At 65.6% G+C, this 14,158-nt stretch carries 8 protein-coding genes; 2 read left to right on the top strand and 6 right to left on the bottom strand.

The features are described 5' to 3' along the window. Nucleotides 1–95 precede the first annotated feature (95 nt). Entirely contained in the window at nt 96–2,321 is a 2,226-nt protein-coding gene (locus QFZ54_RS05625) for a TonB-dependent receptor (protein WP_307085234.1), read from the top strand. A gap of 14 nt (nt 2,322–2,335) precedes the next feature. Then, complete coding sequence (locus QFZ54_RS05630) at nt 2,336–3,718, top strand: PepSY-associated TM helix domain-containing protein (protein WP_307085237.1); 1,383 nt, start codon at nt 2,336–2,338, stop codon at nt 3,716–3,718. 8 nt (nt 3,719–3,726) lie between these two features. Here the strand turns inward: QFZ54_RS05630 and QFZ54_RS05635 are convergent, their stop codons facing one another. From QFZ54_RS05635 to QFZ54_RS05660, 6 genes are read right to left on the bottom strand one after another with little or no spacing between them, the layout of a single operon-like run. Then, the gene (locus QFZ54_RS05635; RefSeq protein WP_307085239.1) at nt 3,727–4,818 is read right to left on the bottom strand and encodes a glycosyl hydrolase family 8; all 1,092 of its coding nucleotides are present in this window, start codon (nt 4,816–4,818) and stop codon (nt 3,727–3,729) included. Then, the gene (gene bcsD, locus QFZ54_RS05640) at nt 4,808–5,254 is read right to left on the bottom strand and encodes a cellulose biosynthesis protein BcsD (protein WP_307085241.1); all 447 of its coding nucleotides are present in this window, start codon (nt 5,252–5,254) and stop codon (nt 4,808–4,810) included. Before bcsD ends, QFZ54_RS05635 begins: the two co-directional genes overlap by 11 nt. A 5-nt stretch (nt 5,255–5,259) precedes the next feature. After that, the gene (locus tag QFZ54_RS05645; RefSeq protein WP_307085243.1) at nt 5,260–8,643 is read right to left on the bottom strand and encodes a cellulose synthase subunit BcsC-related outer membrane protein; all 3,384 of its coding nucleotides are present in this window, start codon (nt 8,641–8,643) and stop codon (nt 5,260–5,262) included. After that, entirely contained in the window at nt 8,640–12,992 is a 4,353-nt protein-coding gene (gene bcsA / locus QFZ54_RS05650) for a UDP-forming cellulose synthase catalytic subunit (protein ID WP_307085245.1), read from the bottom strand. The genes QFZ54_RS05645 and bcsA overlap by 4 nt, the downstream gene beginning before the upstream one ends. Beyond that, complete coding sequence (locus QFZ54_RS05655; RefSeq protein WP_307085247.1) at nt 12,989–13,705, bottom strand: cellulose synthase operon protein YhjQ/BcsQ; 717 nt, start codon at nt 13,703–13,705, stop codon at nt 12,989–12,991. The genes bcsA and QFZ54_RS05655 overlap by 4 nt, the downstream gene beginning before the upstream one ends. Beyond that, entirely contained in the window at nt 13,705–13,998 is a 294-nt protein-coding gene (locus QFZ54_RS05660) for a hypothetical protein (protein ID WP_307085249.1), read from the bottom strand. The genes QFZ54_RS05655 and QFZ54_RS05660 overlap by 1 nt, the downstream gene beginning before the upstream one ends. Between the last annotated feature and the right edge of the window lie 160 nt (nt 13,999–14,158).

Here is a 14,158-nt window from a genome sequence, read left to right on the forward strand (position 1 = left end):
TCGCGGGACTGGCTTCTACGCGCGCGGCATGTCCGCGGGAGTTACGGCATCCGATCCGACACCTCGATGTGCGGACGGATCCAGCAGGGATTCGCATGTTCAAAACCATATTTCTCGCGTCGGCATCGACCGTCGCGTTCGCCGGTGCCGCCCATGCGTCCGATAAAGACGATGCGGCGGACAAAAAGTCCGAGATCGTCGTCACCGGCCAGCGCGACCAACCGAAGCTCGATCGCAAGTCCGATACCGCCAGCCGCCTCAGCCTGTCGGTGCGCGAGACACCCGCTACGGTCGAGACGCTGACGCAGGCGGACATGCAGGTGCAGGGCCTGCGCACCGCCCGCGAAGCGTTCAACAGCGTCGTAGGTGCCATCGCCGGAAACGTCCCCGGCAATCCCGCGGTCGTGACGTTGCGCGGTTTTTCGGGGGGCACCGTGTCGATCCTCCAGGACGGCGTCCGCATCTCCACCTCGACCGTCGTCCAGCGGGATACCAACGTCTGGCATTTCGACCGGATCGAAGTGATCAAGGGGCCGGCATCGGTCCTGTACGGCGAAGGCGCGCTGGCAGGTGTGATCAACAAGGTCACGCGCAAGCCGACGTTCGATGGCGACCATCTCGATGGATTGCTGAGCGTCGGCAGCTTCGAAACGGTGACCGCCGCCAGCGGTGTGAACCTGAAACTGTCGGACACCGTCGCGGTCCGCGCGGACGCGAGCTACATGCATTCCGCCAGCCTGTACGACGTCGACTACAATGCGACCCGCTCCGCCGGACTGACGGGCAGCATCCTGTTCAAGCCGTCGGCCGACTTAAGTATGCTCTTCGCAGTCGACCATTACGAGGATCGATACGACGGCAGCTATCAAGGGCTGCCCTTCGTCTCCGCCGCGGTAGCTCGCGATCCGAGCGACGCGCTCCGAAGCGAGAACGGCATGGTGCTCGACAAGGCGCTGCGCCGCCGCAATTATAATCCGTACGGGGCCTATTCCGGTGCGCGTGATACGACGCTTCGGTCGCGGATCGACTATGCGATCGGGGGTAGCTGGTCGGTCGCCAACGACTTCACCTGGTATCGTGCCAAACGCGACTTCGTGGTCAGCGGCGATCAGAACTTCGCCGCCCCCACCGCCGCCTTCCCCAATGGCAGCTTCGCGCGCTCGGTCCAGCGCATCTACCACGACCACCGGTTCTGGAACGAGCGGTTGGTAATTGCCAACGACAGCGTGGTCGCAGGACTGCGCAACAGGTTCAGCCTTGGCGGCGAATATAACGACACGAACTTCATCAACCCGCGCCAGCAAAGCCCGGTTGGTGGCAACGCGGCCTTGCGGATCGCGAACGTCGATCCGTTCACCCCGATCGTCGGTGTCTTCCCGACCAGCGATGCGGCGTATTCCACGACCAACGTCGTCTACGATTCGAAGCTCAAGACCGCGTCCGTGTTCGCCGAGGACGCACTGAACCTGACCCCAGGCTGGCTCCTGGTCGGCGGCGCGCGCTACGATCACATCGACCTGACGCGCGTCATCACCAACCTCAACGCCAACGGCGCAGTCACGCGCGGCACGCCGACCTATGATCCGTTCTCGTGGCGGATCGGCACGACCTACGACGTGACGCCCGGTATCACTGTGTACGGCCAGTACACGACGGCGGTCACGCCGGTATCGTCGATACTGCTCCAGTCGATCGTCAACACGACCTACAAGATGACCAGGGGCCGCTCGTACGAGGTCGGTTTCAAGGCCTCCGCGTTCGCCAAGCGGCTGACGATGACCGGTTCCGCATACCGAATCGAACAGACCGACATCCTCACCCGCGATCCGAACGATCCGCAGCAGGCCATCCAGGGAGGCGAGCAATCGTCGCAGGGTGTCGAGTTCAACATCGCTGCGGCGGTCACCGACGCACTCGCACTGTCTGCAGGCGCCGCCTATACCGACGCGAACTACGACCAGTTGAGCGAACTGATCTCCGGTGTCCGTATCGATCGAGCCGGCAACCGACCGATCAACACACCTTCGACCACCGTCAGTAGCTCCGCGCTCTATACGCTCAAGGCTGTTCCGGTGACCCTTGGCGGGTTCGTCCGGCACGTGTCGGGCTTCTACACCGACACCGCCAATACCTATTTCGTCCGCGGGCATACGACAGTCGACGCGTCGGTCAGCTATCAGGTCGCACCGCAAGTCTCGGTCTCGATCCGTGGGCGCAACCTGACCGACGCGTTCTACGGCGAGTATTCGGGATACCCGACGACCAACGTGTACATCGGCGCGCCACGCAGCGTCGAAATCGCGCTTTCCACGCATTTCTGAGCAGGGGTTTCCAGATGGCATTCACCAGTTCGGTCGACCCGAAAGCCTATCGCGCGCTGTGGCGCTGGCACTTCTATGCCGGCCTGATCGTCGCGCCCTTCCTGCTGATCCTTGCGGTCACCGGCTCGATCTATCTGTTCAACGACGAGATCGACGACGCGCTGTATCCCGCGCAACGCTTCGTCGCGGTCCATGCGACCCAAGTGCCGCCGTCGCGGATGATCGATGCCGCGCTGAAGTCTCATCCGGGAGCTGCGACGCGGATCGACTTGCCGGGCGCGGCCAATCGCTCGGCGATGGTCTTCGTTACCCATGATCACGGCGAGCCGCTCCGCGTGGCGGTCGATCCGGGGACGGGCCGCGTGCTTGGCTCGACGATCTACGCCCGCACGCTCGTAGGGTTCGCCGACGAGATGCATGGGTCGCTGACGCTCGGCACGGTCGGCGACCGGATTGTCGAGCTTGCGGCGTGCTGGGCGCTCGTCCTGATCGCGACCGGGCTATACCTGTGGTGGCCACGCGGGCGTGGCGGGCTCGGCGGCATTCTCTATCCCCGACTCGGCGCCGGTGGACGTTTGTTCTGGCGCGACCTGCACGCGGTGATCGGATTCTGGTCGGCCGCGTTCATCGCGTTCCTGCTGCTGACCGGTCTCCCCTGGGCCGGCATCCAGGGCGACCTGCTCAACCGCGGCACCGCGGCGCTCGGCATCGGTTATCCGGCAGCGAACCGCACACACAACGCGCCGGCGAGCGTGCCGATGAAGACTGCTCTCGGCGAAGCACCATGGACGATGGAGCAATCGCCGATGCCGACATCCAGAGCGTCCGCGGAGCATGCCGGTCATGCGGGTCACGAGATGACCATGGCGGTGCGCGACGATGCAGCGGTTGCGGGGATCGACCGGATCGCCACCTTCGTGACGCGCGATCACCACGTCACCGGTGCCTATCGCCTGTTCCTCCCAAGCGGACCGTCCGGCGTCTACACCGCCTACACCTATCCCGATCAGCCGCAGGGCCAGCGTACGCTGTACTTCGATCGTTGGACGGGCGAACTGATCCGCGAAGTCGGCTACGCTGATTATGGTTGGGCGGCGAAGGCGATCGAGCTCGGCGTCCAGTTGCACATGGGCAATTACTTCGGGCTTGCGAACCAGCTCGTGATGCTGGCGACCTGCATCGCGATCGTGCTGCTCGTAATAAGTGGGGTCGTGATGTGGTGGAAACGCCGCCCAAAGGGCCGCCTTGCCGCGCCCGCCCGCGTGCCCCCGACAAGGATCAGGGGCGCGGTCGCGATCCTGATCCTCGCCGGTGTATTATTCCCAATCCTCGGGATGTCCGTGATCGTGGTCTTCATGATCGACCGGCTGGTCCTGCTGATCTTCGCGAGGCGATAGGCAGACGATCAGGGAAAGGCCGCGGCGAGGCCTTGTAACGCGGCCGCGTAATAGTCGGTGGCAAGCGTATCGGGTGCCCGCGTGCCGAGTGTGCGGCTCACCACCGCGCGGCCGCCGACGGATAGCAGGTATTCGGCGGACTGCCCCGACACAACGTCGGTCCAGGCGGGAATCTGTTCAGCGGGCATCGATCGCCACCAGGTTCGGATCGGCTCTATCAGCGTACTCCGGCCCGACACGCTGGCGAACAGCGGCACCCGGATTGCATCGAAGCCGAACCGTGGCGGCTTGTCCGCGGCGGGGGCGATCGCGCCGGTGTTCGAGACGTCGATCCAGTCGGTCGGCAGTTGGTGTGCGCCGAACCGTGCTGCAGCGATCAACGCCTCGCCATCGGTGATGACCCGTCGCCATACTTGCGCATTGCCCATCTTTGCGAAAAGGTCGAGCGCAGGCCAGACGTAGTAGCACGGATTGATCGTCGTGCGCGCCGCCGTCGAGAAACCGTCCAGCCCCGGCAGCAGCAGCATCCGCCCGCCGACCGGCTTGACGAGCCTGGTGGAGATCGCCGCGACGACCGCCCGCGACCGCACCGCATAACGTGGATCGCGCCACCGGTTCGCCGCCTTCGCCAGAGCGTAAGCGATGAGCAGGTCGCCGTCGGTCGCGTTGTTGCGATCGGCCACCGGATTGGCCGCACGCGGATCGTAACGCCAGCCGTAGAGCGCGACATCCGGGCGGGCGAGCTTTGCTTCGGTCCAGCCAAGGATCTTGTCGAACGCGGCGCGATCGCCAGCAGCCTGGGATAGCAGCAGGCCATAGCTCTGGCCTTCGCTGTGGCTGACGCCGCCATTGCCGTTGTCGACGATCCGGCCATCGTCGGCCATGAACCGTTGCCTGAACGTCGCCCAGTTCACACCGTTCGCCGCGCCCGTCGCCGGCAACGTAGTCGGTTCGATCGCGGTACTGTTCTCGGCCCCGACGTTCTCAGCTCCGCCGTTGTCGGTGGGGGTTGCGCGGTCGTCCGGTGCGCGTGCCTTGCTGCATCCGGCAATGGCGAGACCGGCCATTCCCGCCATGACGTGTCGACGATCAACGTCCATGCTTCAGTCGTGCCTCCGTATCGCTCCACCACAGGGTGCGTGTCGTTAAATTGGCGCCGCTGCCGAGGGTATGCAACCATGCGTTATACGCTCCCTCCAGAAGCGGCCGCAGCGTCTGCTCGGTCGCACCGCCGAGGACCGGGGACAGCCGCCGGGCAAAGCCGGTATGCGTGATCAACAGGCCGTCATCGGCGAGTTCGAAGCGTACTTCGCCGCAGTCGTGCTCGCGCCACAGGCGGTTGATAGAGGCGGCAAGCGCCACGATGTCCTCCGCATCGCCGACTGGATGCGCCGCCGCGATCCGCGCGCCGACCGAACGGAAGAACGCGCGCCGCTGGGCAGTAGTGGCGCCCCCGCCGACTTCGGCGACGATGCTGCCCAGCAATAGGGAGGCGGCGGTAGTTTCGGTCGCGTTGTCGGTGGACCATTCAGTCATCGCGTTCATTTGGTTCCCCCCAGGGACTGGCGCAGTTCGAAAGTCGATCGGTAGTCGTCATAGGTTCCGAACGTGTTGGCGCTGGCCGATGCGCCGATCCGGGTGTTCGGGTTCAGGCGGTAGAATAACGATCCGTCCGCCGAAAAGGCGAAACCGGTGTTGCTCAGGCTGTCATAATAGGACCGGACATCGGTGTTCCGCGCCTTCAACGCATCGAGTTCGGCCTGCGCGTTCGGATCGGTCGGATAGATTGGCGCTCGATCCTGTTCGAAGCTCTGATAGCCCGGCGCGACTCCCAGACGTCCCTCCCACCGCGTCGAGTTATACGCATAGCGGATCGGCAGACTCATGCTGAGGAAGCTCTGCGGGCTGAAATAGCCACCATGACCGTAGGTGAAGTAGTTCTGGTTGTTGTCGAACGCCTGCCAGTTAAGGTTGAGACCACCGGTCAGCGTCGAATGCCCATCGCGGTAGAGCGGCAGGTAGCCACCTGCGTTCGCCTGGTACCCGCGGTTCCGGCGGACGTTCTCGCCAGTGTAGCGATAGCCCGAGACGTCAGCATAGACGCCGGTTCCCTCGTCGTCCCACGACAGCGATGCACCGCCGCCTGTCCGCATCACCTGACCCCAGCGTTCGCCGGTGACGGGATCGCGCGTGCCGGCATAGGATACGACGCTGTCGGTGACGGGCTCACGCTTGACCCAGCCTTGCGCCGACACCGTGTTCGAGATCTTGGGTTTTCCGGTGAAGCCCCACGTTACTTCGGTATTGTCGAACCCGATCGGCGTCGATCCGACATCAATCCGCACGCCGGGGCTGTCGTACGATGCGGCGACCGCAACGCCGGATGCGTGCTGCGTATCCGCCTGGCTCAGCACGGATGGCAGGGCGTTGACGATGCCTTGCGCCTCCGGCGTGGCGTTACGGCCGAACCGAGCGAGCGAGGAGCCGGTTGGGCGGCCGGAGTCGATCACCACGGGTGTCGCCGACAAGGATACGCGACCACCGGCGACACCCGTGGAAAGCGTCGCGGTACCCGACAGTTCACGCAATCCGCTCAAGCCGGTCTCGCCCGAGCGCTCGCGGAAGCCGAGCTTCATTTCCGCACGCGGACCGCTGTCGTCGCTCAATCGGGCGATGTCGTTGCGCAGGCGGATGAGGGTGGCATCGCCGCCCGCAACGCCGGCTGGAGGCACGCCGCCATTGGTCGACGTACCAACCGCCGCATAGCCGCTCGCGGGATAGCTTCCCTGTCCGGGCATGCCTGGTGCGCCGGCGCCGTATCCAGGCGCGACGGTGAAGGCCATCGGGGTCGACGACGTGCCTGGCGTCGATACCGGGATCGGTCCTGCGCTCAACGCGAAGGGGTTCGTTGGCATGACGGGCGCCTGTTCCGCCTGGCGGAACGGATTGCCCGATCCCATGCCCGCGGCGAACGGGTTGGCCCCGCTCAGTGTGGCACCGGTGCCGGCGCGCGCGGCATAGGCCGTTTCGGCGCGACGCAGATAGCGTTTTGCCGCCCCCCGGTCGCCCCGCGCCTGCTCCATCTGGCCGGCGGCCGCGTAGATCTCGTAATCGTCCGGGTAGGCGGCGAGCGCGCGGTCGATGGTGGCGGTGGCGACGTCGTGATTGCCGCCGGCGCCTGCGCTGCCGATCAGACCGATCAGCGCGCCCTTGTCCCGTGGATTGGTCGCAAGCACCATCTGATACGTCTGCGCGGCTTGCGATGGCATGTTGCCCGACTGGTACAATCGACCGAGCGCACCGAGCACGTCGGTATTCCCCGGCGACGCGGTCCACGCCTGTTGCAGCAGGTCGAAAGCCTGGGCGTTCTGGCCAGCCAGCCGCATCCGGTCCGCCTGCGACGATGCCGCAATCCCCTCGAGCCGGGCAATCGCCGGCGCCCCGGAGGCGGAACCGGCCGACGCCGTCCGCGCGCGGTCGATCGCGCTCGCGACCGCTGCATCCTGTCCGGTCCGTGCCAGCACGCGGACGATCGGCTCGAAATCCGCCGCGGTTGCAGGGCTTGCGGCTAGCGCGCGCTCGGCAAGCGGGACGGCGCCGGCCTGATCGCCGAGATCGTTCAAACCAGCGGCAATTGCCGCGAGCGATGCGGCGCTCAGCGTCGGGGTCGTGCCGATCTGGCGCAACGTCGCGATCGCCTCGCCGCCGCGGCCCTGCGCGGCGATCGCCTTGGCGCGCGCCACAGCGGAGTCCACCGCGATCTGCGCCTCGAAGCGGCGGATCGCGGGTGTTTTCTGCGCTTCGGTCAGCCGCGACAGCAACGATGTCGCCTGTGCCTGACGACCGCGTTCGTTGTGCAGCATCGCTGCGGCGTACAGCGCGTCGGCGGTACCGATCGTCTGGATCGACTGGATCAGCGCTTCCGCCTCAGGCGCACGTCCCTGCCCGATCATGTACCGCGCATATTCGTAGCGGATCCACGGGTCCGCCGGATCGAGCAGCAACCCGCGCTGGAACAGGGCATCCGCCTTGGCCGGATCGCCGTGCGTCGCCGCCTGCAACGCGTCGTTGCGTACCACGCGGCTTTCGAGCTGCGCCGCGCTGCCACCTGCCGAACCCGCCTGACGTGCGAGATCCGCCGAATCTGCATAGCGACCCTGGCGTTCGTAGATGTCGGCGAGCAACGCCAGCGCAGGGCCGCGATCCTTGACGCTCGTACGCGCGAGCGCCTCGGCCTGGGTTTGTGCGCCGGTGACGTCGCCAGCCGCGAGCTGCGCGCGAGCGTCATCGAGCCCCGAATAGAACTGCGCCGACGCAAGTGCTTCCGCCCAGCGTGCCCGATTGCCGCGTGCCGAGGCGCGGGACAGGAGTTCGGCGGACTCAGCGAAGCGCGACTGCCGCAAACGGACGACGCCGAGGCCACCTGCCGCGTCGGCGTCGTTGCGGTTGTTGGCCAGCGCCGCCTCGAACTGGCGTTGCGCTTGCGCGAGATCACCCTGTTCGAGCGAGCGGAAGCCTGCTGCGCGCGAATCCCCACCGCGGTCCGAGGATGTGGGTGTTGCTCTACGTGCCGAAGCCGGTGCCGAAGCCGAAGCCGGGGCCGGAACCGCTCGCGACGCGGGCGTGGGCGCGGGACCGGTCATACTCGCGGGAGCCTGAACAGGCGTCCTGTTCGGTCGTGCAGCAGGTGTCGGCGCCGGTGCGCTCGACGTAGACAAGGCACGACGAGCTTCCGCGTTCGACGGATCGATTGCGAGCGCACGGCGATACGCGGTCCGTGCGAGATCGGCTCGGCCTCGCGACTGCCAATACCGCCCTTGTTGGACAAGCGCGCCGACCCCGGCAACCTGTGCGGCAACGGGCTGTACCAGAAGCGGTGACGCGATCCCCGCCATCAGCAGCGCGAGCGTGGTCAACCGGCTCATGCCGCGTCCTCCGAATCGAGCCGGCGACGTTGCTGGCGCATTAGCAGCAGGTACAGCGGTCCGGCGAGCAGCAGCGCGATCAGCAGCCCGCTCAGCGCCATCAGCAACGGCCGCTCGCTGAACCACCAGGCGATCCGCATCCACACCGGCAGCGAGCCCGACCAATACGTCTGCCCGACCGCGAAGCTCCGCATGCCTTCGCCGTTGGTCACCGACAGATCACCCTGGACCTGCGCATTGATCCGCTGTTCGGCGAGCCCCTGGACAAGCTCGGGCAGGTCCGCGGTATTGGTGCTCATCACCGCCACCACCGTGCGTGCCGCATCATAGGGCGACCGGAAGCTGACAAAACCGTCGAAGCGCTCCGCGGTGGTCAGGAACGCGTTGGTCTCGCCGACGTCGCTCGCGCCGTATGGCGAGATCAGGCCGAAGACGCGCTCGATCGGATTGCGTTCGATCACGCGCAGGCTGCCGTTCTCAATCCGTACCGGCGCACCGGCGAACAACGCGCTCGCGCCGGCGGTCCGTGGGATACCGATGACGAGCACGTCACGACCTTCCAGCCGGTCGCTATCAGCCGCCTGGGTGACGGTCACGCCGGTGGTCGCGGCACCGGTCGAGTCGCCGAAGCGGCCCATCATGGCCAGGAACGCCTCGACGATACCTAGGTCTGGAGAGGCCGGCACGACGACGACGGTCTCGGCGAGGTCGGGGCTGATCGTGAACGGATAACCTGCGTTCGCGAACGTCGCCAAGCTTGGCATGCGCTGCGCGTGATAGGCATGCGTGAGGTCGATCGCGCTGTCCGGGTCGATCGCGACGCGGACGTTCTCGGGCAGCGTGGCCTCGCACTTCTTTTTGTTGGCGAGGATCAGGTTGTAATCGAAGATGAGCTCGTTCTGCCCGAACAGATTGTAGTTCGGCAGTTCGACCTTGGCGTGCGCCTGGCTCGACGTCGCGCCGTCCTGGCCACCGATCAGCGCGTTCCACCACGCCGCGCCCGCGAGCGGCAACGTCCGCAGATACTGGTTGTTGATCGAGATATCGAGCCGCGACGCGCGCCGATCGAGCCATGACGCCGACGGATAGCGATAGCGCAAGTCGAGCGACGCGCCGCCGCGTGGCCAGAAGAACAGGTCCGGCGCGGTCCGGAATGCCGCGGTGAGCGGGCCCGGCGGCAGGCCGACGCCCTGCAACGCGCGGGGGTCCATGATTTCGCCGAGCTTAACCGCACGATCCGACCGGAGCCAGCGGGGCGCGGCATAGCGCGCATAGGTCGGGATACGGACGCCGTCGAACGACGCCCCTGCCCCACCGATGGTGCCGCGTCCGGTCGCAAGGGCAGCGGCGGCGAGCTTCAGCTCGCGCTCGTCGCGGCCCATGACCAGCAGCAGCTGGCCGTAGCCGTCGAACGGGTTGCGGATGACCTGAGCCGATGCCCCGGTGATATTGGGGACGTAGCTGCCGACGCGCATGCCGGGACGCAGGAACACGATCGCATTGCCGCGCGGGATGCGGCCGTAGCTCGGCTTGAACGCAAACCCGCGATAGCTGGCCACCCGTCCAAACCAGGACGCGACACTGGCTGCTGCCTCGAGTTCGCCGTTGGAGGGTGCAGAGCCAAACACGAACGGCAAGTTTAGCGGCAAATTGTCCGCGCGATCGAAGAACGGCGACGGCAGCCGGGCTAGGTCGGGCCCGAGCGGCAGGCGCTGGATCGTCAGGTCGAGCGCCGAGCGCGTATTGCTGACGTTCGCCCAGAGCGAGCTGTGGAACGGGTCCTCGCAATCGCGGGTATAATGGCCGATCAGGCGCAAATTGAGCTGGTTGTCGCCCGGCAGGAACAGCGCGGGGTTGACCGCCATCGTGAGCTGCTGGCCGCCGGCACCGTCGGGCGTGAGCCGAACCGTGCGAACGACTTCGCCGTTCAGGATCACGACGAACTGACTGAGATCGGGCAGCAATGCGGGCGACCAGGCGAGGGTGAGCGTCAGATTGGCCGTGGTCACGACTTCGTTGCTGCGAAGGCCGAACGGGATCGCGATCTCGCCGCGCGTCCCCGCGAGCCGGATCGCACTACGGATCCGCAGGTCGCGCAGCGTGAGACGCTCCTGGCGGATACCGCCCGGTGCTTCGGGTGCGGACACCGGTACGGTGGGCGCCTGCGCGGCGACCGGCTGCGGCAGGCCGACGCTCATCACCAGCGCGGCGGCGGCCAGCGCGGCGGTCGCGGCCTTCAGCCGGGTCCGCTCGCGGCGGCGTTCCGCGCGATTTAAGCTGAGCAAGCGCTTCAGCGTGACGAGATCGACGACCAGAATGTCGCGGAGCGATCGCAGCGTCGAGATCGGAGCCCGCGGTGCCTCGGGTTCCCAGGCATCGTTGCGGCCCATGACGGCGCGGACGAGTTGACGTAATTGAAGCATGTCGAGTTCCAGAAACCGCATGGTGGCCATGTTCTTGTCGACGCGTAGCGTCTGGACGGGGAGCGTGAGGATTTCATCACCCATCGGCAGCGCGACGTGCGTGACTTCGCGGCCCGCGAGCGTCACGCCGGTAGGCGCGGTGATCGCGAGCCCGCCCATCGACAAATCGATCGTCTCCGCATCGACGACGTGGCCGTCGGCGAAATAGAGCGTCGCCGGCAACTGGACGGGAATGCGGATATATTCGCGGACCTGACGCGTCTCGCGCGCGACCGATACGGCGGCGAGCAGGATGACGAGGCTGAACACCGCCCACACCGTGTTCAGCACCAGCGTATCGCCCTGGATGTTGAACAGGTGCGCGAAGAAGAAGTATTTGACGCACCCGAACGCGATGCCGAACAATACCAGCCCGATGCAGATCAGGTGCGGTCGCGCGGTCGCGGTATCGAAATGCGTCTTGTCGAGCAGCGATCCCTTATCAGTGACGTTGAACTTGCCACCGTGCGGTCGGAACAGCGTGACGACGGTCGGTTTGACCAAATGGAACGCCAGGATCGTCTCGTAGACTTCGCCCCAGAACGGCCGGCGATCGCCTCCCTGCAATCGACCGCCCGAAACCTGCGCGCAATACAGATGTGCAGCAGCATAGGCGAAAATCATGCCGGCTGAGGCGTGAATGATGTTCTCGCCGAGGATGAGGTACGCGAGCGGACTGGTCAGAAAGGCGATGCGCGGCAGTGGAAACTGGAAATGCAGCATCGCGTTGAGGTAGCAAAACCGTTGTTGCAGGCTGAGCCCGCGACCGAACAGCGGATTGTCGATGCGCAGGATCTGCGTCATTCCGCGCGCCCAGCGGATGCGCTGTCCGATGTGCAGTACGAGCCGCTCGGTCGCGAGTCCGGCCGAGAGACGGATGCCGAGATACGCGGTCGACCAGCCCATGCGTTGCAGGCGAAGCGCGGTATGCGCGTCCTCCGTGACGGTCTCGAACGCGAACCCGTTGGTGTCGGCGAGTGCTTCGCGGCGGATGATCGCGCACGATCCGCAGAAGAAGGCGGCGTCCCACAGGTCGTTGCCGCGTTGGACCGCGCCGTAGAACAGATCACCCTCGCCGGGCAGGTCGCGGACCGAGCCCAGATTGCGCTGGACCGGATCGGGCGAATAGAAGTGATGCGGTGTCTGGACGAGCGCGAGTTTCTTGTCGCGCTGGAACCAGCCGACGGTCATCTGCAGGAACGCGCGCGTCGGAACGTGATCGCAGTCAAAGATCGCGATCAGCGAGCCTTCGGTGTTCGACATCGCCGCGTTGAGGTTGCCCGCCTTGGCGTGGTTGTTGTCGGCGCGCGTGATGTAGCCGCATCCGACCGAGCGCGCGAACGCGCGGAATTCCGGGCGGCGGCCGTCGTCGAGCAGGTAGACGTGATAGCGATCGCGCGGATAATCCATGTCGAGCGAAGCCAGCACCGTCGTCCGGACGATCTCCAGGCTTTCGTTATAGGTCGGGATATAGACGTCGACGGTCGGCCATTCGTGCGGCTCGCCCTCCGGCTCGACCGACTGGCGATCGAGCGGCCACGCGGTCTGGAGCACGCCGAGCGCGAGGATGACCCACGCATAAAGTTCGGCGAGGTACAGCCCCATGCCAAGCAACGTGCCGAGCGGGCTTTCGAATTCGAGCGTCGCGGTGGTCCGCCAGAACAGATAGCGCGTCGACACGACCAACGACAGCAAGGCGAGCACGAGCGTCCCGCGACGCGACTTCGACCGTCCGATCACGATCGCGCCCAGAATCGATACGCCAGCGAAGATCCACTGCGACTTCAGGTCAAGCGGTACCGTCACGACGACCAGCGTCAGCAGCGCGGCGAGGACGATGCCGAGCGTATCGGCGCGAAACGCCCTGCGGACCGATTCGCTCGTCATTCCGCTGGCTCCGAGACGGCGACGAGGCCGCAACGTGCCTCGATCGCTATGGTCATCGCGGCGAGATCGGGAAGTACCACGCTTTGCTTGGCGTAGCGCGCGATCGGCTGGAACGACGCCAGCGCTTCGTTCACCGCCTCGTCGCGGCGAACCGTAGCGATCAGCTTGTCGCCGAACAAAGCGCGCAGGAATATCTGCGAATGGCGCGATAATTTACGCGTGTCGTCGACCTGGTTTAGCACGAACACGGTCTGTTCGAGATCGATCGTCGGCGTCCCCGGCTGGACCTTCGTCAAGGCGGCGAGCGACATCGGCTGCGGGACGAGCGTGCACAGGTGCAGCGCGGCGTGCGGCAACAGGCTGGTCTTCAACGCGAGATCCGCGGACGCGACATCGGCAAGAACGATCCGCTCGCTATCGAACGGCGACGCGCCAGAACGCGCGATCAGACGACCGAATGCGCCACTCTGGACGGCGGCATAGCCCGACAGCAATTCGACGCCATCGACGACGATGCCTTCGGTCGTGGCATCGGCCATCGCAGGAATTTCGTGCGCAGGCAGCATGCCGAAGAACAGCTTCAACGCGTCGGCATGCGTGAAATCGATCGCGGAGACGTCGTGTCCCCGCGCGGCCAAGCCGAGCGCGAGACGCGCGGTCAGGAACGTAGTTCCGACGCCGCCGACGGGTGAATGACACAGGATCAACGGCATCAACGGCGCTCCGCATTGTCGTCGGAGAGGCCGGACAGGAACGCGCGCAGGCTGCCGCCCTGTCGCTGGCCGGGTTCGCTGCGGGCTGACATGTCATCGTAATCGCTCAGGAAACTCCTGGCAGGTGCCCTTTCCTCCGTCGTACGTTCGGCTCGACCGACGACACGCTCGTCCTCCAGCAACGCGGCGAACAACGGCCACGGCTCGACGTCGGCAATGGGATCGGCGAACTGGCGATACTGGAAATCGCGCTGTCCCAGTCTCGATAATAGTGCCTTGGCATCGGGTCGCATCGGGAACTCCTTGTGTTCCGACACTCGCTCAAAATCCGCATCAATTGGTTAATAACGGTCATCACTTACATACAATAATTGAGATATCGGATCGCACCATGGCCAAGAATGCATTGCGTTTTCGGCACTTAAGGAAAGCACCGCTCGACGTAGTGAAAAA

It is taken from the genome of Sphingomonas faeni, from assembly GCF_030817315.1.
GTDB classification, from domain to species: Bacteria; Pseudomonadota; Alphaproteobacteria; order Sphingomonadales; family Sphingomonadaceae; genus Sphingomonas; species Sphingomonas faeni_C.